At 45.3% G+C, this 23,211-nt stretch carries 18 protein-coding genes and 1 pseudogene; 7 read left to right on the top strand and 12 right to left on the bottom strand.

Annotated elements, in window-relative coordinates:
- Position 1: 1 nt before the first annotated feature.
- The 4 genes from ctaD to lexA form a co-directional block, all read right to left on the bottom strand.
- Positions 2-1,606, bottom strand: coding sequence for a cytochrome c oxidase subunit I (gene ctaD / locus K5Q73_RS20155; RefSeq protein ID WP_220765678.1), 1,605 nt, complete (start codon positions 1,604-1,606; stop codon positions 2-4).
- Between the two features lie 9 nt (positions 1,607-1,615).
- The gene (gene coxB / locus K5Q73_RS20150; RefSeq protein WP_220765677.1) at positions 1,616-3,193 is read right to left on the bottom strand and encodes a cytochrome c oxidase subunit II; all 1,578 of its coding nucleotides are present in this window, start codon (positions 3,191-3,193) and stop codon (positions 1,616-1,618) included.
- A gap of 491 nt (positions 3,194-3,684) precedes the next feature.
- On the bottom strand, positions 3,685-4,221 hold the full coding sequence (locus K5Q73_RS20145) for a cell division inhibitor SulA (RefSeq protein WP_220765676.1): 537 nt from the start codon (positions 4,219-4,221) through the stop codon (positions 3,685-3,687).
- Positions 4,218-4,838 carry a transcriptional repressor LexA gene (gene lexA / locus K5Q73_RS20140; RefSeq protein ID WP_220765675.1) on the bottom strand — a complete coding sequence of 207 codons (621 nt, stop codon included), beginning with the start codon at positions 4,836-4,838 and terminating at the stop codon, positions 4,218-4,220. Before lexA ends, K5Q73_RS20145 begins: the two co-directional genes overlap by 4 nt.
- A gap of 590 nt (positions 4,839-5,428) precedes the next feature.
- On the opposite strand from lexA, the gene plsB reads away from it, so the two are divergent.
- A complete protein-coding gene (plsB, locus tag K5Q73_RS20135; protein WP_220765674.1) occupies positions 5,429-7,852 on the top strand; it encodes a glycerol-3-phosphate 1-O-acyltransferase PlsB in 2,424 nt (807 codons plus the stop codon).
- Positions 7,852-9,108, top strand: a complete 1,257-nt coding sequence (mtr, locus tag K5Q73_RS20130) for a tryptophan permease (protein WP_220765673.1) — start codon at positions 7,852-7,854, stop codon at positions 9,106-9,108. The genes plsB and mtr overlap by 1 nt, the downstream gene beginning before the upstream one ends.
- Positions 9,109-9,145: 37 nt before the next feature.
- Here mtr and K5Q73_RS20125 read toward each other — a convergent pair whose 3' ends face one another.
- On the bottom strand, positions 9,146-10,174 hold the full coding sequence (locus K5Q73_RS20125; protein WP_220765672.1) for an AraC family transcriptional regulator: 1,029 nt from the start codon (positions 10,172-10,174) through the stop codon (positions 9,146-9,148).
- 136 nt (positions 10,175-10,310) lie between these two features.
- Here K5Q73_RS20125 and K5Q73_RS20120 point away from each other — a divergent pair, with 136 nt between their 5' ends.
- Together K5Q73_RS20120 and K5Q73_RS20115 are read left to right on the top strand one after the other, a co-directional pair.
- Entirely contained in the window at positions 10,311-10,658 is a 348-nt protein-coding gene (locus K5Q73_RS20120; RefSeq protein ID WP_220765671.1) for an MFS transporter, read from the top strand.
- Complete coding sequence (locus K5Q73_RS20115) at positions 10,651-11,874, top strand: HlyD family secretion protein (RefSeq protein ID WP_220765670.1); 1,224 nt, start codon at positions 10,651-10,653, stop codon at positions 11,872-11,874. Before K5Q73_RS20120 ends, K5Q73_RS20115 begins: the two co-directional genes overlap by 8 nt.
- A gap of 63 nt (positions 11,875-11,937) precedes the next feature.
- Here the strand turns inward: K5Q73_RS20115 and K5Q73_RS20110 are convergent, their stop codons facing one another.
- A complete protein-coding gene (locus K5Q73_RS20110; protein ID WP_220765669.1) occupies positions 11,938-13,131 on the bottom strand; it encodes a GGDEF domain-containing protein in 1,194 nt (397 codons plus the stop codon).
- 572 nt (positions 13,132-13,703) lie between these two features.
- Between K5Q73_RS20110 and K5Q73_RS20105 the strand changes: the two genes are divergently transcribed.
- Together K5Q73_RS20105 and K5Q73_RS20100 are read left to right on the top strand one after the other, a co-directional pair.
- Complete coding sequence (locus K5Q73_RS20105) at positions 13,704-14,486, top strand: VOC family protein (RefSeq protein ID WP_220765668.1); 783 nt, start codon at positions 13,704-13,706, stop codon at positions 14,484-14,486.
- Between the two features lie 469 nt (positions 14,487-14,955).
- Positions 14,956-15,219, top strand: a complete 264-nt coding sequence (locus K5Q73_RS20100) for a hypothetical protein (RefSeq protein ID WP_220765667.1) — start codon at positions 14,956-14,958, stop codon at positions 15,217-15,219.
- A gap of 91 nt (positions 15,220-15,310) precedes the next feature.
- On the opposite strand, the gene K5Q73_RS20095 is transcribed toward K5Q73_RS20100, so the two are convergent.
- The 6 genes from K5Q73_RS20095 to K5Q73_RS20070 all read right to left on the bottom strand — a co-directional run bounded on the left by K5Q73_RS20095 (position 15,311) and on the right by K5Q73_RS20070 (position 22,588).
- Positions 15,311-18,448 carry an efflux RND transporter permease subunit gene (locus tag K5Q73_RS20095; RefSeq protein ID WP_220765666.1) on the bottom strand — a complete coding sequence of 1,046 codons (3,138 nt, stop codon included), beginning with the start codon at positions 18,446-18,448 and terminating at the stop codon, positions 15,311-15,313.
- A 13-nt stretch (positions 18,449-18,461) separates the two neighbouring features.
- Complete coding sequence (locus tag K5Q73_RS20090; protein WP_220765665.1) at positions 18,462-20,285, bottom strand: efflux RND transporter periplasmic adaptor subunit; 1,824 nt, start codon at positions 20,283-20,285, stop codon at positions 18,462-18,464.
- A 24-nt stretch (positions 20,286-20,309) separates the two neighbouring features.
- Entirely contained in the window at positions 20,310-20,924 is a 615-nt protein-coding gene (locus K5Q73_RS20085; RefSeq protein ID WP_220765664.1) for a heavy metal-binding domain-containing protein, read from the bottom strand.
- 141 nt (positions 20,925-21,065) lie between these two features.
- Positions 21,066-21,482, bottom strand: a complete 417-nt coding sequence (locus tag K5Q73_RS20080) for a hypothetical protein (protein ID WP_220765663.1) — start codon at positions 21,480-21,482, stop codon at positions 21,066-21,068.
- A gap of 117 nt (positions 21,483-21,599) precedes the next feature.
- Positions 21,600-22,019, bottom strand: coding sequence for a DUF2057 family protein (locus K5Q73_RS20075; RefSeq protein ID WP_220765662.1), 420 nt, complete (start codon positions 22,017-22,019; stop codon positions 21,600-21,602).
- Between the two features lie 140 nt (positions 22,020-22,159).
- Positions 22,160-22,588: a hypothetical protein gene (locus K5Q73_RS20070; protein ID WP_220765661.1), complete on the bottom strand. Its 429-nt coding sequence runs from the start codon at positions 22,586-22,588 to the stop codon at positions 22,160-22,162.
- A 400-nt stretch (positions 22,589-22,988) separates the two neighbouring features.
- Here K5Q73_RS20070 and K5Q73_RS20065 point away from each other — a divergent pair.
- Positions 22,989-23,099, top strand: a pseudogene (locus K5Q73_RS20065) (cytochrome C); the annotation flags it as partial.
- Positions 23,100-23,211 lie beyond the last annotated feature (112 nt).

The raw sequence follows: 23,211 nt of genomic DNA, 5'->3' as shown, positions 1-23,211 counted from the left end.
TTTACTTCACCTCTGGTGGTGTCGTAAATGAGTGATAGGGTGCAGGGCTAGGAATAGTCCATTCTAGACCTTCGGCTCCTTCCCACGGTTTAGCTGGCGCTTTCTCACCACCGCGAATACATTTAATCACCACAGCTAAGAAAATCAGCTGCGACAGACCAAAAGCAAATCCACCGATGGAGACTATCTGGTTAACATCGGCAAATTGAATCGCATAATCAGGGATCCGTCGTGGCATACCTGCAAGCCCAAGGAAATGCATTGGGAAGAACAATACGTTCACCGAAATAACGGAACACCAGAAATGCCAACGTCCCAAACTTTCGCTGTACATGTTGCCGGTCCATTTAGGTAACCAATAATAGGCTGCCGCCATAATGGAGAAGATAGCTCCTGTCACTAGTACATAATGGAAATGCGCCACCACAAAGTAGGTATCATGGTACTGAAAATCTGCGGGAGTAATCGCCAGCATCAAACCAGAGAAGCCGCCGATGGTGAACAAAATGATAAAGGCGACCGCAAATAACATGGGGGTTTCAAAAGTAATTGAACCACGCCACATAGTTGCCACCCAGTTAAACACTTTTACTCCCGTTGGCACCGCAATCAACATGGTGCAGTACATAAAGAATAGCTCAGCAAATACCGGCATTCCTGTAGTAAACATGTGGTGCGCCCAAACCAAGAACGACAAAATGGCGATACTGGCGGTGGCGTAAACCATCGACGAATAGCCAAATAAGCGTTTGCGACTAAAGGCTGGCACAATCGCTGAGATAATACCGAATGACGGTAAAATCATGATGTACACTTCAGGGTGACCAAAGAACCAGAAAATATGCTGGAACATCACTGGATCGCCGCCGCCTGCGGCATCAAAAAAGCTGGTGCCAAAGTATTTATCGGTGAGCACCATGGTGACCACACCCGCAAGCACCGGCATTACGGCAATCAATAGGAATGCGGTAATCAGCCAAGTCCATACGAATAACGGTAGCTTCATCCAGGTCATGCCCGGTGCACGCATATTAACGATAGTAACCACCACGTTTATCGCACCCATAATCGAGCTTATACCCATAATGTGCACCGCAAATACAAACAAGGCTGTACTGTCAGGGCTATAGGTGGTCGACAACGGTGCGTAGAAGGTCCAGCCAAAGTTAGGCCCCCCTCCTTCCATAAATAACGAGCTGAGCAAGATAGAAAATGCGAAGGGCAAAATCCAAAAGCTCCAGTTATTCATCCGCGGTAGCGCCATATCTGGCGCGCCAATCATCATAGGAATTAACCAGTTAGCCAAGCCGGTAAAGGCAGGCATTACCGCTCCGAAGACCATAATTAAGCCATGGACTGTGGTCATTTGGTTAAAGAAGTTAGGCTCGACTAATTGTAAGCCAGGTTGAAATAGTTCTGCGCGGATCACCATTGCCATGGCGCCACCGGTGAGGAACATGATGAAACTAAACCATAAATAAAGCGTACCGATATCTTTATGGTTAGTGGTTAATATCCAGCGCATAATGCCTTTCGGCGCCCCATGATGGTGGTCATCATGGTGATCGTCGTGAGCGGCTGGTGAATCTTGTGTAATTGTGCTCATTTACATCCCCTACTTAGCGTGACCATCGACATCTGTTGCCTGTACGGCATCACCTGAATTATTACCCCAAGCATTACGCTCGTATGTCACTACCGCAGCAAGCTCCTGTGGTGTGAGTAATTTGCCAAATGCTTGCATTGCTGTACCGGGTTTACCGTTAATGACGATATCAAGGTGATCAGCAATGGGCCCGTTAATAACAGGGCTGCCTATCAGTGAAGGAAACGCTGGTGGTAGACCTGAACCATTTGCTTGGTGGCAGGCCGCACACTGGGCTAAATACACCTTTTCGCCAATCGTGATGAGCTGATTCATAGCTAAGTCATTTAATGGCGCTGACGCAATATCATTAGCGACATTTATACTTGCTTGGGCTTCAAGCTTTTTATCGCGTTTCACTTCTGTTGATGTTGCTGCTGGAGTCGGTGTCGATATGGTTGCTGTTGGCTCAGAAGATGTTACAGATGTTGTGGTGTCTTGCTTAATATCAGACGCTTGCACCATTTCACCAGAATCATTACCCCAAGCATTACGCTCAAATGTTACGACGGCGGCAATTTCGGTGGCGGTAAGCTGTTGCGAAAATGCCTGCATCGCAGTACCGGGCTTACCATTGACCACAATATCAATATGGCCTGCAACGGCACCTTTAATCATTGGGCTGCCAATGAGTGATGGGAATACACCCGGTAGCCCTGCACCATTAGGTTGGTGACAGGCGGCGCAGCGAGCCATATACACTTGCTCGCCTTGAGCCATGAGCTCTTCCATAGTGAGTGTTTGTGATAGTGCTGCTTGGGCTGCGGCTGCGGCGTTACTGGCCTCTTGTTGCTGAGCTATTAGCCAAGCGTCAAAGTCCTCCTCCGATAATGCTTCAACCACAATAGGCATAAAACCATGGTCTTTACCGCAGAGCTCTGCACATTGGCCGCGATAGATCCCCGGCTTATCAATCTTGGTCCAGGCTTCATTAATAAAACCGGGATTAGCATCTTTTTTAACCGCGAAAGCAGGTACCCACCATGAGTGAATAACGTCTTCAGAAGTCATCAAGAAGCGCACTTTACGATTAATTGGCAGCACTAATGGCTTATCAACTTCCAGTAGGTAGTTTTCGCCTTTGGTTGCATTGCCTTCAATCTGATCTCTCGGAGTCGACAGTAAACTGAAAAACGATATGTCTTTATCAAAGTAACTGTAATGCCATTTCCATTGGGAACCAGTTACTTTAATGGTGAGGTCGGCGTCACTGGGATCTTCCATTGCAATCAAAGTCTTGGTTGCTGGAATAGCCATTCCGATAAGAATAATGAAAGGCACAACAGTCCATAATATTTCGACTTTAGTGCTTTCGTGGAAATTGGCGGCGACAGCGCCTTTAGATTTTCGGTGGTTGATCATGGCATAAATCATTACGCCGAACACCACTATGCCAATAGCACAACAGATGTAGAGAATAATCATGTGCAGGCTGTAGACCTGACCACTGATATCCGTAACACCTTTTGTCATATTAAGTGGCATTTCCGATGCAACAAGCGCGGGCGTAAATAGTAGCGCCAGCACACTATACAACAATTGCTTCACTAGACTTCTCCTCTGTCAACAAGACAAAGAAGAGTCACACAGTAAGTCTCTGCTCTATGTAAACTCTTCAGTTCCCAAAAAAGCAACGATGACTTCAAAGTGCGCGAGTGGTTTTGTCAAAGTTGTCGCATTAACTCAATTGCGACAGCGACTATTGTATATTCAGTATTTGCTACTGTTTTGTGTCACCACGTTGGCACCTACGGCTGAAATATATCAGGCCGATTTCAGTCTTAATTTGAGTGATAATTCACTTAGAACCAAATTTAAGACCGACGACTAAATCGTTCGGATATAACAAAATATCGTTGTTATCACTTCCTACACTACTTGGTGTTTAAATATTGATCAAGATCACTTTTTGATTCATTTGCTTATTATGGAAATAAATTTCTGGCAATAAAAAAGCTCTCGATTGAGAGCTTTAGTAAAACCAAGAGTCTTTACTAGAAACTTGGTTTGTAGAAAGAGGGCTAGGCTAGCAGAGTGTATTAATGAATTGCGCTAAATAATGACGTTTGGGTAAAACTACAGTCTTGGGCGCTGACAGAATTATCGAGTAAATGACGACTGCCATTCTCAATAGTATTTCCATTGGCATTTTCGATAATAATGCCTGCTGCGCGTGCGCTTTTGGCAACAATCTGTAGGCGTCGACTATCACGAGCATCTAACGAGTTAGTCCAGGTGATTACAGCGCTAGAGGTACCGCTGGTTAATGCTTTTTCCATTGCCCAAAGTGTTTCCACTTCGTCTTTAGCGTGAACCAGTAAAATCCTGTCCATTCTTACGCCGGCAGCGGCTAGCATTTGTTTATAACCAATATTAGGAGGGCTGATAAGTACAATCCAGCGGCCTTGTTGGCTAAGCTGTGAAAGTTGAGCACAGATTTGAGTGAGCTCATCGCGGCCTTGAGTGTGGGACACCATGCTGGTGATTTCATTTCCCGAATTTGCACTTATGCTCGTCGAAGGTATATCTTGCCAAAGCCCCGGGTGACGCGGGCTAACTCCTAATAGTTTGTTCATTGCCAGTCTCCATTACGGATCACACCAACGGCTAAACCTTCAATACTTAAGCTTTGGTTCGCTAGATCCACTTCAATTGGTGAGTAATCTTCGTTTTCTGCATGTAAAAAAACTTTGTTACCTTTCTTCTCAAAACGTTTAACCGTGACATCGTCTTCGACGCGCGCCACAACGATTTGGCCATTGCGAGCTTGTTCTATCTTGTGCACTGCTAACAAGTCACCTTCGAGAATGCCGATATTCTTCATACTGTCACCACGGACCCTCAGGAGAAAATCAGCCGATGGGCGGAACATTGCTGGGTCAACTTGGTAATGCTGTTCAACATGCTCTTGGGCTAAGATAGGTTCACCAGCAGCAACTTGGCCGATGAGTGGTAAGCCTAGATCAGTTTCTTCGGTGCTTTCTTGGGTTAACTTAATGCCGCGAGATGTGCCCGGCATAATTTCGATGCAGCCTTTTTTAGCTAAGGCTTTTAGATGCTCTTCGGCAGCATTGGCAGACTTAAAGCCTAAACGTCTTGCTATTTCGGCGCGAGTTGGTGGCATGCCTGTATCTGCAATGTTGCGCTTAATTAGCTCTAAAATTTCTGCTTGGCGTGGTGTAAGTGGTCTCATTGTTAACCCTGTCTTTCTATACAGTACCTGTTAGTATATACAGTAATTTAATGAGTGCAAGTAATAACCAGATATAACTTTTTTGTGTGGGATCCAGTTTCAAATGAAATAAATCCAGCGACGTGAAACTGAAAACTTGCATAACATCGGGTATTAACTGGTTTGGGAGAGAATTCTAGGGGAGAGCGACGTTTGACTGAGAAGAGTTGTCATATTGGTTTTTCTCGTCAGTTTCATTTTAGCTGGATTTCTGGAGGGGAATTCCACGTTATCTGGGATCTTATAGCTTTGCGCATTTGGATTTCAGCATATAAGTTATTGATTTAATTTTGGGTGGAGTTTCGTGTGAAACTGGACTCAACATAGGCCGCTAATCGGCTTTTATGTCTTCATGCATCGATAACAATATGAAATCAGTATGAACGCAATTTAATTCTGAATTATTGATAATTTTCACTTTTTTTCTTCGTAAGTCATTGTTCTATAAATATACAAATCCTATTGTGTACGGTAACAATACAATCGCGCAAAGCGTTTCAATATCTGGTATTCTAGCGCATTATTAGAAGCGACTAACATTGCATATAAACATGTCCAAACAAGACTCTCTTTGGTTCAAATCTTTACGTTGGTTACAGCGTAAATTAGTTCACACTGTCGTGGTGCCTCACGATCCTTTTGACGATCTCAATTTAGATCCAAGTAAGCCACTCGCTTATGTAATGAAAACTGAATCTGTCAGTGATATTGCAGCGCTTAGCGAAATGACGGCAAAGCTAGGTCTACCAAGTCCTTATGAGGACTTAGAAGTCAATGGTGTTAAGGCCCCTAGAGTTGTTTGCCTAGAAGGAAGTAAGCCTCTGTTCGGCCAACGTGAAGGTGGCGAGCAGTACATTGATTGCTTCAAGAGACTACTTAGCGTACATAAGCAAAATCGCGAATTAGACATTCAATTGGTGCCAGTCAGCCTTTATTGGGGTCGTACTCCGGGTAAAGAAGACGACACCATGCGCGCAGCGGTTCTCGAGCGCCAAAATCCAACCTGGTTACGTAAGTGCCTAATGATCTTGTTCTTAGGTCGACATAACTTTGTCCAGTTTTCTAATGCAGTTTCACTGCGTTATATGGCTGATGAACACGGCACTGATAAGCGTATCGCACAAAAGCTTGCTCGTGTTGCAAGGGTGCACTTCCAGCGTCAACGTAAGGTGATGACAGGGCCGCAGCTGCCTAAGCGTCAGGCACTATTTCATTCGCTACTTAAATCAGAATCTATTACCAAGGCTATTAAAGAGGAAGCGGCAAGCAAGAAGATTTCCGAGGCAGAAGCGCGCGCTAAAGCGATGGAGTACCTCGATGAAATTGCTGCAGATTACTCAGATAGTTTAGTTCGCATCGCCGAGCGTTTCCTAACTTGGCTTTGGAACAAGCTATATAAAGGCATCAACATTAAAGGTGCTGAACAGGTCAGACAGCTGCACCATGATGGGCATGAGATTGTGTATGTGCCATGTCACCGTAGCCATATGGACTACTTGTTACTGTCTTATATTCTTTATTATCAAGGTATGGTGCCACCGCACATCGCTGCGGGTATTAACCTTAACTTCTGGCCAGCAGGTCCTGCATTCCGTCGTGGTGGCGCATTCTTTATTCGCCGTAGCTTTGGTGGTAACAAGCTTTACACTGCCGTGTTCCGTGAGTATTTAGATCAGCTATTTACCAAAGGCTATTCGGTAGAATACTTCACCGAAGGTGGCCGTTCACGCACCGGTCGTTTGCTGGCACCTAAAACCGGCATGATCGCCATGACACTAAACAGCGTTTTACGCGGTGTTGAACGTCCAGTCACGCTAGTACCTGTGTATTTAGGCTATGACCATGTAATGGAAGTAGCTACTTACCATAAAGAGCTGAGCGGTAAGAAGAAAAAGAAAGAGTCTGTTTGGCAGGTGTTTGGCGCCATTCGTAAGTTGGGCAACTTTGGTCAAGGTTACGTTAACTTTGGTGAGCCAATTACTTTGCATAACTTCTTGAATGAGCAGGCTCCTAGCTGGCGTGAAGATATTGCTAAAGACCCAGAACAAAAACCTAGCTGGTTAACACCTGTGGTGAACACGCTTGCTAATCGCGTGATGACTAACATCAATGATGCCGCGGCAGTGAGCTCTGTGACCTTAACCAGTATGGTGTTGCTCGCTTCAGAGCAAAATGCGCTGGAGCGATCTCAGCTAGAGAAGCAGCTAGATCTTTATCTAACCATATTAAAAGAGCTGCCATATACCGAGTATACGTCTGTGCCAGAAGGTACGGGCCATGATCTAGTTTCTCAAGGTTTGGAGCTTAAAAAGCTGCAAATTGAAAGCGATCCACTAGGCGATATTATTTCGATTGATCAAAGCATCGCGATCACCATGACTTACTATCGTAATAACATTATCCACCTTATGGTGTTGCCATCTTTGATTGCGGCTTGTTTGCTGCGTAAAGAAAATTGCAGCCGTGAAGATGTTATTTGTGTTGTGAATGACTTCTATCCACTGCTTGAAGCCGAATTGTTTATGGGTATTAATGACCCTGCTCAATACGCTAGCCAGATCCTTGACATTTTTGTTGCTCAAGGTCTTGTCGTTGAAGCGGAATACTTTGAAGTTGTAGATAGCAATATCAATCAGCTACTGCTGCTTTCGGGTACGATAAGTGAAACTATGCAACGTTACGCTATCTTGTTTAACTTGCTTGAAGTAAAGCCGAATATCGAGCGTTCAGAGCTTGAAAAAGACAGCCACCGCTTGGCACAAAGATTAGGCGCACTTCACGGTATTACTGCACCAGAGTTTTATGACAAGAAGCTATACGCTACGCTGAGCGTCAAATTAAAAGAGCTAGGCTACCTAGCTGATACTCAAGAGTGCAGCGATATCAAACGTATAAAAGAGAGAGCCAACCTACTGCTACGTTCGTCCGTAAGACAAACGATTGTCGATAGTGTGCATGCGGAGCAGAATACTTAATGGCAAATCATATGAATGCAGCCAAGAACAAGGTTGCAGGTAAGTCGCTGTTAGGTGGCGCCATGATTATTGCGGGTACAGCAGTCGGCGCGGGTATGTTTTCTTTACCTGTTGTTGGCGCTGGAATGTGGTTCGGTTACTCGCTATTGATGATGGCTGCTGTGTGGCTTTGTATGCTGGTGTCGGGCCTAATGCTGCTTGAAACCAACTTACACTTTGAGCCGGGTGCGAGCTTCGATACTCTGACTAAGGCAACCTTAGGCCAGTTCTGGCGTATCGTTAACGGCTTATCAATCGCCTTTGTTCTGTATATTTTGACCTATGCCTATATCAGTGGCGGTGGCTCAATTGTGAATCATAGTTTCGAAGGCTTAGGTATTCATCTACCACAGAGCGTAGCGGGGTTGGTGTTTGCTGGTGTGCTGGCAACGATCGTTATCATCAGCACCAAAGCGGTCGACAGAATTACCACTGTGATGCTGGGTGGCATGATTATCACTTTCTTCCTCGCGGTGGGTAATCTATTACTCGACGTTGAGTCGGTAAAGTTACTTAGTCCTGATGGTGAAAATAAGTACCTGCCTTATATGCTAGCTGCACTGCCTTTTGGTCTAGTCAGTTTTGGTTATCATGGCAATGTGCCTAGTCTGGTTAAATATTACGGTAAAGACCACCGCACCATTATCAAGGCCATAGTGATTGGTACAGGTATAGCATTGGTTATCTATGTTTGCTGGCTTGTTGCAACCATGGGCAATATTTCTAGAACTGGCTTTGTTGGTATTATTGAACAGGGCGGTAATATGGGCGTGCTGGTGAGTGCCCTATCTGGTGTGATAACCAGTGACTGGCTAACGACCATGCTAACTCTGTTTGCTAACCTAGCTGTAGCCTCGTCTTTCTTGGGAGTAACCTTAGGTCTGTTTGATTATCTTGCGGATCTATTTGGCTTTGATGAGTCGCGCTCAGGTCGTCTAAAGACTGCAACTGTGACTTTTCTTCCGCCTACATTACTTGGTCTACTGTTTCCGAATGGCTTCCTTATTGCTATTGGCTTTGCAGCGTTGGCGGCTACTATTTGGGCGGCAATTGTGCCAGCAATGATGGCTTATAAAGTCAGAGTCATGTATCCAAATAGCACTAGCTATAAGGTACCTGGTGGTAACGCGGCGATAGCCATAGTGATCCTATTTGGTGTGATTACTGCTGCATGTCACTTGTTGGCGATGGCGGATATGCTACCTATGTACGGTTAGTCGTTACTAGCGACTCAATCAAAAACAAAAGCCTCTTTTAAAGAGGCTTTTTGCTACTTAGATTTAGCTTATTTAAATATTGAGTCGGTGTTTGACGACGAAAGCGCGTAAATGAACGACTAAAGCTATGTGAATTGGCATAGCCTAAACGTGTCGAAATCTCAGCCACATTCATTCCCTCCAGCATATATTTAATTGCCTGATTACATAAAATATAGCCAGACAGGTAGGTGAAGGTGAACCCAAGCTTCTGTAATCGTCTCTGCAGTTGCTGGCGAGAGATCCCAAACAGCGCCGCCACCGAATTTACGTTTGGTAAACCGTAATAGCGTGAGTAATTCACCATCTCGTACAACACTTTAGGCGTATCAGTTGGTTGCGGCATATTAAGATATTTTTCTAATTGAGACAGCGGAATCGATGCGGTTAAGGGTTCCTGTGTGTAACTGTAATCGTCGGTAGACATAAGCAGGCTGTCGATGCCTAGCCATAGCTCAGTTTGCGGCGCATTCCAGGACACTGGGCAGCCAAAGAGTTGCTCTGTTTCTTTTTGTTGAATGGGCGGGCCACTGAGCCTGACTTTGCGTGGGCTATAGCTATCGCCAACGTAGTTTTTAATGGCGTTGAATAGGGTAAAAGCCACTCTTAGCGAATCATGAGAGCGTGCTTTTCCCTTTACAAAATCATTGCAGTAGCACCACTTTAAGATTTTTCCCGACTGCTGAGCGTAATAACTAGCGCCAGACTGGAAGCTGCAAATACCGTGGTTTATTCGTCTAAAAGAGATGGCCAAGTCCGGGGCACTTAAGAACCACTTTCCGGGAACTTCCAGCCCTTCCAAACTAAGGTAGCTTTGGATTTTCACCATAAAATCCGCTTCGCCTGTAAGCCGCTCTATCTGCTCAAACCAAGTTGATACTTGGGTAAACGGGATCAACGTCATCCTGTCTTGTAGCAGTAGATTGGGGATCCCCAAGTCCTCAGGCCGCACACCGTAATGAGCCTCAACCCCCTCTAATACCGGAGCAATGTAGCAAGAGCGAATAAAAGCGGTGTTGAGCAGCATAGTGAATATCCTAACCTAATATGACCTTATTGAATCATAAGGTTGGGATAATTGATACATAAGTGTATCTGGTCTTGTTCTTAATATTGGGGCTGGCAAACTACGCGGCCAAAACACTTTTTTGAGGTTTCTATCTATGAGCTTGTTCAGCATGCCATTCGTTGATTCAGGAGTTGATACAGCGCTGCATAGTGTTGCTGCGGTGGTAATGGTGCTAACGGTGGCTGCAGCGGCATACGGCTTTTGGAAAATCCACGAAATGCCGATAAACAAGGCCCACAAGGAGAAGCATCATCAGATAGGGCTGATCACCGCGCTCACCTGGATAGGCTTTATCTGGCATTGGGTCTGGGTGATTGCTGTGATAGTCGCCTTCGTAGATGGTGAGAAAGCTCTACGTCGAATTAGAGATGTATGGCGTGAGAAAGAATCCGATATTGGACCGAATGCAGTGACAGTAAAAGAGGAGCAAACCAATGCTTGAGGGTTTAGCTGTATGGGCACTATTTATCTATCTTTTGCGCCTAGTTGGTATGCCATGGAACACTTACAGTAAGGCCTTTGCTTACCTAGGCGGTACAGGTTGGTTGATGTTTGTATGGGTTGGCTTATTGAATTACACACCAATGGATCTGTCTGGCGGCTCTTTGGTGCAATCACCACATATTCAGCTGCGTCCGGCAAACTCACAGATCCGCGGTAAGGTCGAGAACATCTATATTCAACCTAACCAAAAGGTCGAGGCTGGCCAACTGATCTATGATTTAGATGCCGAGCCCTATCAAATCGCGCTGAATAAGGCGTTGGTGGCGCAGGAAACCGCAAAGGTAAACCTGTCTTTGGCTAACGAAGATGTAAAACTAGCCTTGAAGCAGCATGAAGTGGCGATAGCCGACGTTAGCATTACTAAAAATCAGCTAGTCGCAGCGTCTAAAGATTTAGCTTGGAAACAGAAGACTTTGGCACGTTTTGTAGAGCAGAACCGTGTGGTGCCAGATACGATCACTAAGAGTCAGTTAGATGAGCAGCAAACGGCGGTTGATCTCGCTAGTGCACAGGTACAGACCTACTCAACTCAAATCGAGAAGGCGCAGATGGCTGAGCATACGGCATTGCTGAATATTGAAAAGTCTCGATTAGCGGTAGAGAGTCGCCAGTCGGATCTTAATAGTGAGCATGAAAATGTCGCTCAAGCCCAGTGGAACATAGATAACACTAAGATCTATGCGCCAACAGACGGCTATGTAACCAACTTTATTATGCGCGAAGGCCAGTATGTGGGCGTAGCACCACGCATGCAGATGTACACCAATGAGAAGTATGTACTGATGCGGGTAAACCATCAGGCTATTCGTAACGTAAAGGTCGGACAATTAGCTGAATTTGCCTCAGCTGTTTATCCGGGCAAGGTGTTTAGCGCCGAAGTCGAGGGTATCGTCGAGGCGACAGGGGAATCACAGGGGCGTTTGGTTGCATTGGACGATAATGTTAGGCAAACCACAGGGCAGAACCTGAATAATAAACACCATTTTGTCAGACTTAAGCTGACCGAAACCGGTGATTACGATATTCCCGTAGGTTCCGTTGGGCTCGCGTGGATCTCTGGCACCAAGCCTATCGAGTTCTTAGCATTCTTAGATGTGATCCGTGGAATCGTTATTAGAATGAAATCGCAAATCTACTACTTCTACTCGATCTAGTTCTTTTAAGTCCCCCAAGGCAAAGCTTTAGGGGACTTATAGTTTGCTAGACTGCTGCTTGAGTTAGGCAAACACTTGGTTACGGCCATTGTTTTTAGCTTGGTAGAGGGCTTTGTCGGCCCGCTTTAAGGTGTTTTCGAATGTGGTTTCACCACGCTGCTCGGCTACACCAATTGAAATGGTAATGTTGACGATCGGGTTGGCTTTATCTTTGGCCGTTCGATCTGACTTTGATGAAGCTTTACGCCCTTCATTACGTAGAACTATGTTGTAGTCGCTAATTTTACGCCTTAGATCTTCAAGGTGTGGGAGTACGACCTCGATATCTTTATTCTCAAACACAATGGTAAATTCCTCCCCTCCATAGCGAAATACTTGTCCGCCACCTTTTACCTTACTCAGTTTTCTAGCCACTAATCGCAGTACTTGATCGCCAATATCATGGCCATAGGTGTCGTTAAAGGTTTTAAAATGGTCGATATCAATCATGGCGAGGCTGTAATGCTTATTGAGTGATAGTGCCATGGTATTTAAGGCGCGCCGAGATGATAGCCCTGTAAGATCATCCTTGTAAGCGAGGTGATAGCTTTCAACTACGATAGAGCATAAGTAGGCGATCGCCAGTAAAGATAGCAGAATTGAAAGTGGCAGTTCATTGGGTAAGTAATAATAAAATAACCAAACAAAAAGCGTGAGAGCTATGGTGGAGTCAACGCCTGTTGATCGCCAAACGACGAAGATGCAAACAACGATGCAAGCTATGCCAACTGGAACGTATAAAGAGAGCAGTAAATGGAGTGAACTAGGTAGGAGTTGCTTAGCGTCCAAGTCAGTTAGTTTTGAAATGGTGGCATACCAGCCGAGAGCCAATATAAAGCACAGCGCTACTCCAAATATCATTTTTATAAAGTGCAGTGAAAACAGAGCGCGATCTTTGCTTATGGCAAAAAAAGTAATGATAAAGGTGCCGATTATTAAAATCTGCTCGCGGTTAAATATTGCCTGGGCAGAGCTTTGTGAGTCGGTTTGTATCAGGTAGTAAAACAGTAGCAATAGTAACGACAGGTAACTAACGCGGCTGAAGTTAAATTGTAATGCCAGTAATGCAGACACTCCGAATACGTAATAGGGGAGCTCGTCAATTTTGGGCAGCCAAGCTTGCCATGTTGAAGCGAGTTGTTGAGTCACTGCTATACATAGGAACGTAATGGCAATCGGTGCAAAGAGGTATTGCATGCTTCGCATTAATACAGGCACTGTCAATCTTCCATGATAATGGCTAGATATAGATTATAGTTCATTCTTAATTAGCTGACTTTTGCTGCTGCTTGTTCGAAATCGGTTGTTGTAATTCATGCCACTTTCATAGCCGATAGTTGGACAGGCTGACCATATAGGGCCTAACTCAAAAGGCTTAACTCAAAGGGTTGAGTTAACAAGGGCACATGTGATGCCGGTTCGAAATCAGTTGTTGTAATTCATGTCATTGTCAGAGCCGATAGTTGGACAGGCTGACCATATAGGGCCTAACTCAAAGGGCCTAACTCAAAGGGCCTAACTCAAAGGGTTGAGTTAACAAGGGCACATGTGATGCAGGTTTGAAATCAGTTGTTGTAATTCATGTCATTGTCAGAGCCGATAGTTGGACAGGCTGACCATATAGGGCCTAACTCAAAAGGCTTAGCTCAAAGGGTTGAGTTAACAAGGACGCAAGTAATGCCAGTTCGCAATCAGTTGTTGTAATTCATGCCACTTTACATAGTCGATAGTTGGACAGGCTGACCATATAGGTCTTAACTCAAAGAGTTGAGTTAACAAGGGCGCAAGTAATGAAAGTTGATCAGTATTTTCAAGGCCAGCCATGCTGGATAGAGTTAGCCTCTTTGGATATCGATGCCAGCAAGCAGTTTTATAATGCTTTATTTGGTTGGGAAGTTGTCGATATGCCGATCCCGCAAGGCACTTATAGCATGCTGGCTATCGATGGTGACGATATTGGTGCTATGTATCAGTTGCCTGAAGAGATGGTCGCTAACGGCGATACGACGCAGTGGACGGTTTACTTCGCGGTAGAAAATCTCGATGCTTCCTTGGTCGATGTCACAGGTTCTGGCGGTACTGTTTTGATTGGTCCTCATGATGTGGGCGAGGCAGGACGAATGGCGATAGTTCAAGATCCTGAAGGCGCAAGATTTGCTCTTTGGCAAGCTAAGAACCATGTCGGTGCTCAACGTGCGGCAGAGACGCATACCTTATGCTGGGTGGAGCTTGCTTGTCGTGATACCGCGCAGGCTAAGCAGTTTTATCCGCATATTTTTGGCTGGGGTGTTAGAGATAGTAATCTGGAGGGGATGGACTACACCGAATGGCAGGTGGGCTCTCAAGATATTGGTGGCATGATGGCAATGACGCAGGAATGGGGTGACATGCCAGCTCATTGGATGATCTATTTCACTGTGGAAGATTGCGATACAAAGGCTAAGCAGGTAGAGCAGTTGGGGGGCAAGGTGTGTGTGCCGCCAACCGATATTCCCAATGTTGGGCGATTTGCAGTGATTAACGACCTAAGCGGTGGCTTCTTTTCCATTATTGAACTACGTATGGGGAATTAAGTTTGAGGCTGTTATTTTACTGCCAATAGGCACTCACTGTTGGTAATGATTATTCGTCAAATATGCACAGCCTCAAGCCTGTGCATTTTTATTGTGCAGAATTTAATGGCAGCTAAATATTACCAAACAGCACTCAATCTCTTATAGCAATTGGTATAACCTCGTATCATTTTGTATCTATTTATCTGTAAGCCTCTTTCGAGTTAACAATTTTTAAACAGTCACAATCTCAAACAAAGTGAGGTTGTTATTGCTTGAAGGCGCCTAAAATTGGCTGCTATTAAGTTTTTTGGTTCTAGTTAGGATTTTGTTTACTTTTATTTGTGTTAATTTTTTGTTGCCGCAAGTGTGTTTGTGATTGTGTTGCGAGTTTGTGATTAACTTGTGTGTTTGCTAGCTTGGTTTTCCAGTATGTATTTTAAACAAAAAAACTTATAAAAATAAAAGGCGTTCAGCCATGGAGTTAATAATGTTGAAAAAATTGAAATGGATTGGATTATCCGCATCCGTAGTGCTGTTATCTGCTTGTGGCTCAACGGCTGAAAACTCCGATGGCGTTGCAACGGCAGAAACAAATAAAAAAAGCAGTGATTACCGTTGTGAGAAAGTCACTGTAACAGGCTCTAGAATGCCAGTGCGTAAGTGTACGACTCAAGCGCAAAGAGATAGAGATGAACGAGAAGCGCAAAGATTGCTGAGTTCTGGACGCGTAGTGAGTGAGTCGGGTGGTTAACCCTAATAAATAAAATCAGTAGGGCAGTTACGCCCTACTGATTAAACATGATCGCTATATAAGACAATAGCTATACAAGCTGATTTTGGTGCTAATCTTTGGTCAATTTGCGTCCATAAATTAACAGGTAAATCGCCGGAATAACAAATAGTGACAAGATAGGTGCAGTGACCATACCGCCCACCATAGGTGCAGCGATTTTTTGCATCACCTCATTACCTGTACCGCTACCCCACATAATTGGTAACAGGCCGAAGAAGATAGTTGCGACTGTCATCGCCTTAGGACGAATACGCATTACCGCACCGTGGATAAGCGCTTCGCTTAAGTCACTGCGCTTATTGTATAGGCCCGCGAGTTTTCGATCTCTTATGCTGTTATTCAAATAGACCTGCATCACTACGCCAAACTCAGCTGCAACGCCAGCCAGCGCGATCATTCCTACAGATACTGCAACAGAGAAGTCAAAGTTCAAGAAGTACAGCAACCAGGCGCTTCCCACTAGGGAGAAGGGCAGGCTTAGCATGATCACTGACGCCTGGATAAATGAGCTAAAGGTCATCATGAGTAGCATAAAGATCACCGCCAGCATGAGTGGCACAACCAACTGCATCTTGGCTTCTACCCGCTGCATATACTCATATTGGCCAGCAAAGCTATAGCTGTAACGTGGCGGCAAGCTGATCTGCTTATCTAGCGCAGCTCTTGCAGTAGCTATGTACTCACCAATCGAGACACCTTTTAAATCAACAAATACCCAGCTGATCAAGCGACCGTTTTCACTAGCTAGCATAGGCGCACCATCACTGATGCTAATGCTGGCGAGATTGCCTAAAGGCAGGTATTTCCCCGTCTTAGTTAGCACAGGTAAATCTTCGAGCTTTTCGATACTATCGCGTAGCTCACGAGGGTAGCGGATATTGATTGGGTAGCGTTCTTGGCCTTGAATCGATTGGCCGACTTGCATACCACCAATCGCCATCTGCACCACGTCTTGAATGTCCTTGAGCGTCATTCCATAACGGGCGGCATTTTTAAGGTCAGGCTCAATATCAATATAGCGGCCGCCACTGGTGCGCTGAGCAAAGGCAGACTCTGTCCCCGGTAGCTTGCTGACTACCGCTTCTATCTCAGTCCCTATGCGTTGCAACTCCTCAATATTTGCGCCGGATATTTTAATGCCGACAGGGGTTCTCACCCCGGTAGAGAGCATATCGATACGGGTCTTGATTGGTTGCACCCAAGCATTGGTTATTCCCGGCACTTTTACGGTTCTTTGTAGCTCCGCGATAATGCCTTCTAGCGTCATGCCTTCGCGCCAAGTATCTCTTGGGTTAAGCATGATAGTGGTCTCTAGCATGGTTAGTGGCGCTGGATCCGTTGCCGTCATGGCGCGGCCGACTTTACCAAAGACTCGCTTCACTTCAGGCACGGTTTTTATCAATCTATCAGTTTGCTGCAAGATCTCCGCCGCTTTACCTGCACTGACGCTTGGCAGCGTGGTTGGCATATAGAGTAGGTCGCCCTCTTCAAGTTCCGGCATAAACTCGCTGCCCATCTTGGTCATAGGGTAGATAGCACTGGCAAGAGTTAGCATCGCTAGCAAGATTGTGGTCTTGGGGAAGCGTAATACTAAACGTAGCGTAGGCTCATAAATTGCAATTAAAAATCGGCTAATAGGGTTTTTACGCTCATCGGGGATCTTACCGCGAACGAAATATCCCATTAATACCGGGATCAGTGTGATGGCTAATATTGCACTCGCCGCCATGGCAAAGGTCTTGGTATAGGCTAGCGGATGGAATAGGCGTCCCTCTTGCGCCTCTAGGGCAAATACGGGCACAAAACTGAGGGTGATGATCAGCAAGCTGAAAAATAGTGCCGGACCCACCTCAACCGATGCCTTGCGTACTAGCTCCCAGTGCGCTTCTCCCGTAGGTGTGGCGCCGTTATGTTGTTCTCGATAGTGTTCTAAGTGTTTGTGAGTATTCTCGACCATCACGATGGCTGCATCGACCACGGCGCCAATAGCGATAGCAATACCGCCTAAGCTCATAATATTGGCGTTGACACCAATTATGTTCATCACGATAAAGCTGATGAGAATCGAGATCGGCAGTGAGATAATAGCCACCAGTGTCGATCGAGCATGAAGCAGGAAGATCAGACAGATCACCGCGACTACAAGCATCTCCTCAAGCACCTTGTGCTTGAGGTTATCTACCGAATTGAGAATGAGCTCTGAGCGATCGTAAGTGATCACTAACTCAACCCCATCGGGTAGACCGTTCTCTACTTCTTTGAGTTTCTGCTTAACATTGTTGATGGTGGCAAGGGCGTTCTCGCCGTAGCGCATTACTACGATACCACCAACTACTTCCCCTTCACCGTTAAGCTCGGCGATGCCGCGGCGTGCGGCGGGGCCGGTGCGGAGCTGCGCGACATCCTTCATTAATACCGGCGTGCCAGATTCCGAAACGATACCGAGTGGGATCTCTTCAAAGTCTGCCAAAGTCTGGCGATAACCGGTAGAGGTGATCATATACTCGGCTTCAGCCATTTCGATAACCGAGCCACCTGTAGAGCTGTTGGAGTTATCTAAGGCATTTTTTACCGTCATCAAATCAATTTGATACAGCGCCAATTTATGGGGATCGACGATGATCTGATAAGCCTGTTCCATGCCGCCAATCGTGGCGACCTCAGATACACCTTCAACACTTTGCAGCTCAAGCTTTAAAAACCAATCCTGCAAAGAGCGTAGCTGGGCTAAGTCGTGCTTACCTTTACGGTCGACTAAAGCGTATTGGAACACCCAGCCAACACCTGAAGCGTCTGGACCTAAGGTGGGTGTCACGCTATCAGGAAGCTGGCCTTGAGTCTGGGAAAGGTATTCTAATACTCGCGAGCGCGCCCAATAGATGTCGGTGCCGTCTTCAAAAATAATGTAAACGTAGGAGTCACCAAACATGGAGAAGCCGCGTACGGTTTGTGCGCCTGGTACTGCCAGCATGGCGGTAGATAACGGGTAGGTTATCTGATCTTCCACCAGTTGTGGCGCTTGCCCCGGATAGGAGGTCTTGACGATAACCTGTACATCAGACAGGTCAGGTAGTGCATCTAGCGGTGTCATGCGCATCGCTTGATAGCCGATTAAGGCTATCACCGCAGTAAGCACTAACACCATCGCCCGTTGTTTAATCGAGGCGCTGATAATTCTTTCTAACATAATCAGTCTCCGATTAGTGGTTTGCGTGTGGATCGCTGGCAGCGCTACTATTTTTGCTGCTACCACTATTACTGCCACTTAAGCGCTGTAAGCTGCCTTGTATACTGGCTTCTGAATCCAATAAGAATTGGCCAGAAACAATCACCTTGTCGCCAACATTTAGGCCCTCGATGATTTCAGCCTTGCCTTGGGCAATCATGCCGACTTTTACGGGCACAGAAGCAAAACGGTTATCATCACGCTGCACTACGACTCGATTCTCACGGCCGGTAAGGATAAGGGCTTCGGTTGGAATGGCCAGCACTCCTCGCTTAGGGCCACCGAAGAGTTTTACATCGACCAAGGTACCGGGCTTGAGTACTTTATCAGGATTATCTAGCTTGATGCGTACTCGCATCGCGCGTGAGACGGGGTCGAGTTCTGGGTAAATGTAGTCTATTGTAGATTCGAGATCGAATAGCCCTTGTGCGGCAGAAGTGACTTCTACAGGGCGCCCCTGTTCAAGCCAGCTCTGTTCATTTTCAAACACATCGGCAATGATCCAAACACTGCTTAAATCGACGATTTCAAATAGCGTATCGCCTGGCTGTACATACATGCCATGGCGCACTGTAAGCTTGCTGATAAAGCCGTCTTGCTCAGCATAAAATGGCACGCGATAGACAGTCTTACCAGTGCGCTCTAGCTGCTTGATTGTTGCAGAGCTAACCCCCAATAGCTCTAAACGTAAACGCGCTTTACGTAGCAAGTCTTTTCCGCGGCTTTGGTCTTGCTTTAGATAGTCCACCGCTTGCATATAGTCATCTTGGGCATTGATAAGCTCTGGGGAGTAAAGCTCATAAAGTAATTGCCCTTTTTTTACCTGCTGGCCGACGTTATGCACCATTAAGGTTTCAATCCAGCCGTTAACGCGGGTGTGGCTATGACCTATGGCATTTTCGTTGTACTCCACCGTGCCGATGGTTTTGACTAGCTTCCATAGCGTGCCTTCGGTGACTTGCTCGCTGCGCATACCTAAGGCTTGCTGCATACCACCAGATACACCAACCACCACTTCTTCACCTACGCCGCCTATAGTGACTTTTTCAAGGTCCATGCCGCATATTGGGCAAGATCCTGGAACATCGGAAACAACATGTGGATGCATAGGGCAAACGTATTTGATATTGCCGTCACCATTGCTTTGCACTGCGGGTATCAGTAATGGCTTTGGCTGGCTTAATATTTTGTCAGCTTGGGATTGCTCTGGTGCATGTTGATGAGCTGCATGCTCGTCAACTTGGCTTTCTTCTTCCTCTTCTTTAACAAGGAACATCTTGCACTCAGGGCAGCGACCGGGCTCATGACTGGTCACTTCAGGATGCATAGGGCAGTAGTAGTTTTCTACCGCCGCCGAAGCTGAAATTGAAGAGTGAGATGTTTTATCAGTTGCATCATCTGCCACTTCATCTTTGACTAGGAACATTTTGCACTCAGGGCAGCGACCGGGCTCATGACTGGTCACTTCAGGATGCATAGGACAGTAGTAGTTTTCTACCGCCGTCGAAGCTGAAACTGAAGAGTGAGATGTTTTATCAGTCGCATCATCTGCCACTTCATCTTTGACTAGGAACATCTTGCACTCAGGGCAACGACCAGCTTCATGACTAGTCACTTCAGGGTGCATCGGGCAATAATACCCGGCTCCATCTTGATTAGACTCATGCTGGTGGGCTTGAGCCTGTTGATGTGTTGTATCTGCAGCTTGGCTAAATGCCTGTTGTGGCGTAGCCACAAGCATAAAACTGAATGCGCAGATCAGCGGCATCGCCGCCTTGTTTGGCTTTAGTAAACTCATAATGCCTTATCTCCACCCTAAATATTAGTGATGCTGATGACCAGATTTAGTCGCTGTATCGCCAGTTGCGATTGGCTCTAAGTCCATTCCGCATTTAGGGCAGCTATCGCCTGCTTGACCTGTAATAGCTGGGTTCATTGGGCATGCATGGGTATGCTTGCTCATATGTTTGTGGTGTTTTTTAGCTTTATTAGGGCATGACTCTTTGTTTGGGCAAGAGTCACAGTTTTTAGCGTTGTCAGCTTTAGCAATAGGTTCTAAGTCCATGCCGCATTTAGAGCAGCTGTCGCCTGCTTGACCTGTAATCGCTGGGTTCATAGGGCAAGCATGGGTAGGCTTGTTCATATGCTTATGGTGCTTTCCAGCTTTGTTAGGGCACGACTCTTTATTTGGACAAGAGTCACAGTTCTTTGTATGGGCTTTAGAGGCTGTTTGTGTTGCTTCTAAATCCATACCACATTTAGGACAAGAATCACCTTTGGTACCTGTCACTTCAGGGTGCATTGGACAGGCAAAGTCTTGGTGCTGTGCAGCGTGCTGGCTTTTATGGGCACCATGATGGTGTTCATTGGCTGACGCTGTTGCTGTCCAAGACAAAATTAACAAGGCAGATAAGGCTAAACTTATAAGGGTTTTCATAACTCAACTCCATCAAAGAGATGGCCGGATGACTGCGCTTAACATAAGCTGCAGAACAATTAACGGCATAAATAATTGCTGATTAAGATTAATATCGTTTTTGGGTGCGAATGAAATTCGCCAGAAACGTGAAGTCTCTGTTTAAGCGATTGGAGGTCTTAAATCTTGTGGCAATGAAATAGAGTGGAAATGAGGCATTGGAGTGGCCATTACAATTTCGGAAGTGCTAAACCCTGGCCAAGGTGATGCACTAAACAGGGTACCTGTTACAGAAATTACCAAGCAATGGCTACAGTCGCTCTGGCATGATCCATTGCCGTTGCAGCAAGGCTGATCTGTGCCGGGAAGCATTTGCGTTTGCATTTCAACTTCGCAGCAATGAGCGTCTTCATCCATTTGCATTGGGTGGCAGTCTGTTCCGTCTTGCATGCTCATCATTGGCATATCATCAGCCATGGCATTCGGTACCATCAGCGATCCATTAGAAAGCACTAGCTGACTCAACAATGCGAGTAGCGTAAAGGCTAACAATGTATGGCGACGGATTATGCTAAGCATGATGTTCCCAACTAATAAACTGTGCTAAGTATACCATAGGAATTAAGCGGCACATTGATTAACTTCACAATTTTGCTGGCTCAATGTGCCATTCCTATTCCTGATTAGATAAATATCTTACTGTTTTGATAACAATAATTTGGCCATCAATTGACCATGGGTCATAAGGCTTACCTGCTTTTCAGTGCCCCTTCCATCATTAAGCTTAATGGTTGGGTTATCGATGAAAAGGTAAGCGTCTTCTTCAGACAGTATGCTAGGTGTGAATGCCTTATAGTTGGCAGCCGTTTCTAGTTCGATATAGAGATACAGAGGTTCTGAACGTACCCAGTTTGAATCTTCGGCATTGCTTTCAAATAGGTCGCGATATTGAACCTCAATGAGGTTTTGTCCCTGATCTAGCTCCAAGTAACGGCTATCGACGTTACTTAACCCATTAACGGCTAAAACTTCAATAGACTCAGGAAAAGACACTGAGGCGGCTTGAGAAGCAAGGCTTGCAATTGATAGTGCGATGACGCTGATAAACTTTTTCATAATAAACTCCAAACAAAATCAGATAATTAATATGGCAAACAGTGCTCTTACTAAAGACTGAAAGCCTTAGCCTAGCTATCAATTAGACTTGATAGCGACAGGCTAATATTTCTGTAAAACGCTAAAAGATGAGTTACAGCTTAAATACTGATGGGAGGGGGATTACCGGACGAAAGCTCAACGGTCTGAGGTGACCAAAAACTGGTTTGGACACTGGCAGTCGAATTGGATGTGACTAGTCTTAATTGATACTGGTCGATAATTCCTGGCGCCGAAACGCAGTGGGAGACGCAATTATCTGCCCCTAGGATTTCGCATAAGGCATCACAGTCGACTTTGACTAAACTCAAACTTACCATTTCAGAGTCGCAGTTCATCTGAGTGTCAGAGCCATACGAGGAGGCTAAGCTGCTGGCTAGTATAGTTTGTGCCTGTGAGGCTTGAGGCTCGATATGTTGAGCTGCATGGGAACTAGCATGTAGATATTTAGGCATCGCCATTGCTGGAGACAATATAAATTGTCCAACCAGTGCGATGAAAAATACTAAATATGCTATTTGCTTGTGCATGCCTAACCCTATTTCTTGTCACAAAGTTGTGTAATACAGAGGATGTAATTTAAGAGACCTATGAACTTTAGAAAAAGTTTCAAAAATCATAACTTTTTTGTTTTTATGTCTGATGTTTGCCTTACTTTTACATCTAAAATAATTTCAAATGAATTAATTGAAACCGCTAATGTTTTAAGTTGATAGTGTATTAACCTTGCGATAATCAAGGTGTTAGAGTAGCTTTAGTAATTATGCATATAATATAAGCAGCTTTAGAGCAAAAAAGAGAGTTAGAGCCATGTCTCATTTTGCACTTTTAGTTCCAGATCAATGAGTAGGATCTAGTTTATACTGAACGCATAAATAGAGATGAAGTTAACTTACATCGATATAAAAATTAAATACTTGGAGATGAGTGATGAACTGGCGAGCACTGTTTAAACCTAGCGCAAAAATTTCAATTCTGGCATTGCTGATTATCGGTGTCGTAGTTGGTGTTGTTGGCTACTTTGCTCTGAGGAATCCCCTAATGATTTTGATAAAAATCATAAATTTAAGGTAGATGCACATCTTGTCATGTGATCAAATGGTTCTGAGAAAAATCAATAACCAGACAACAAGATGTGCGAACTCGATATTTT

Source organism: Shewanella sp. MBTL60-112-B2 (assembly GCF_019655055.1).
In the GTDB taxonomy this organism is placed as follows: Bacteria; Pseudomonadota; Gammaproteobacteria; order Enterobacterales; family Shewanellaceae; genus Shewanella.
This window is presented reverse-complemented; position numbering and strand designations above follow the sequence as displayed.

What these genes read in the sequence shown, in the direction of transcription:
- ctaD (WP_220765678.1), bottom strand. Translation starts at nt 1,606, where the DNA reads ATGAGCACAATTACACAAGATTCACCAGCCGCTCACGACGATCACCAT.
- K5Q73_RS20145 (WP_220765676.1), bottom strand. Translation starts at nt 4,221, where the DNA reads ATGAACAAACTATTAGGAGTTAGCCCGCGTCACCCGGGGCTTTGGCAA.
- lexA (WP_220765675.1), bottom strand. Translation starts at nt 4,838, where the DNA reads ATGAGACCACTTACACCACGCCAAGCAGAAATTTTAGAGCTAATTAAG.
- plsB (WP_220765674.1), top strand. Translation starts at nt 5,429, where the DNA reads ATGTCCAAACAAGACTCTCTTTGGTTCAAATCTTTACGTTGGTTACAG.
- mtr (WP_220765673.1), top strand. Translation starts at nt 7,852, where the DNA reads ATGGCAAATCATATGAATGCAGCCAAGAACAAGGTTGCAGGTAAGTCG.
- K5Q73_RS20125 (WP_220765672.1), bottom strand. Translation starts at nt 10,174, where the DNA reads ATGCTGCTCAACACCGCTTTTATTCGCTCTTGCTACATTGCTCCGGTA.
- K5Q73_RS20120 (WP_220765671.1), top strand. Translation starts at nt 10,311, where the DNA reads ATGAGCTTGTTCAGCATGCCATTCGTTGATTCAGGAGTTGATACAGCG.
- K5Q73_RS20115 (WP_220765670.1), top strand. Translation starts at nt 10,651, where the DNA reads ATGCTTGAGGGTTTAGCTGTATGGGCACTATTTATCTATCTTTTGCGC.
- K5Q73_RS20105 (WP_220765668.1), top strand. Translation starts at nt 13,704, where the DNA reads ATGAAAGTTGATCAGTATTTTCAAGGCCAGCCATGCTGGATAGAGTTA.
- K5Q73_RS20100 (WP_220765667.1), top strand. Translation starts at nt 14,956, where the DNA reads ATGTTGAAAAAATTGAAATGGATTGGATTATCCGCATCCGTAGTGCTG.
- K5Q73_RS20095 (WP_220765666.1), bottom strand. Translation starts at nt 18,448, where the DNA reads ATGTTAGAAAGAATTATCAGCGCCTCGATTAAACAACGGGCGATGGTG.
- K5Q73_RS20090 (WP_220765665.1), bottom strand. Translation starts at nt 20,285, where the DNA reads ATGAGTTTACTAAAGCCAAACAAGGCGGCGATGCCGCTGATCTGCGCA.
- K5Q73_RS20085 (WP_220765664.1), bottom strand. Translation starts at nt 20,924, where the DNA reads ATGAAAACCCTTATAAGTTTAGCCTTATCTGCCTTGTTAATTTTGTCT.
- K5Q73_RS20080 (WP_220765663.1), bottom strand. Translation starts at nt 21,482, where the DNA reads ATGCTTAGCATAATCCGTCGCCATACATTGTTAGCCTTTACGCTACTC.
- K5Q73_RS20075 (WP_220765662.1), bottom strand. Translation starts at nt 22,019, where the DNA reads ATGAAAAAGTTTATCAGCGTCATCGCACTATCAATTGCAAGCCTTGCT.
- K5Q73_RS20070 (WP_220765661.1), bottom strand. Translation starts at nt 22,588, where the DNA reads ATGCACAAGCAAATAGCATATTTAGTATTTTTCATCGCACTGGTTGGA.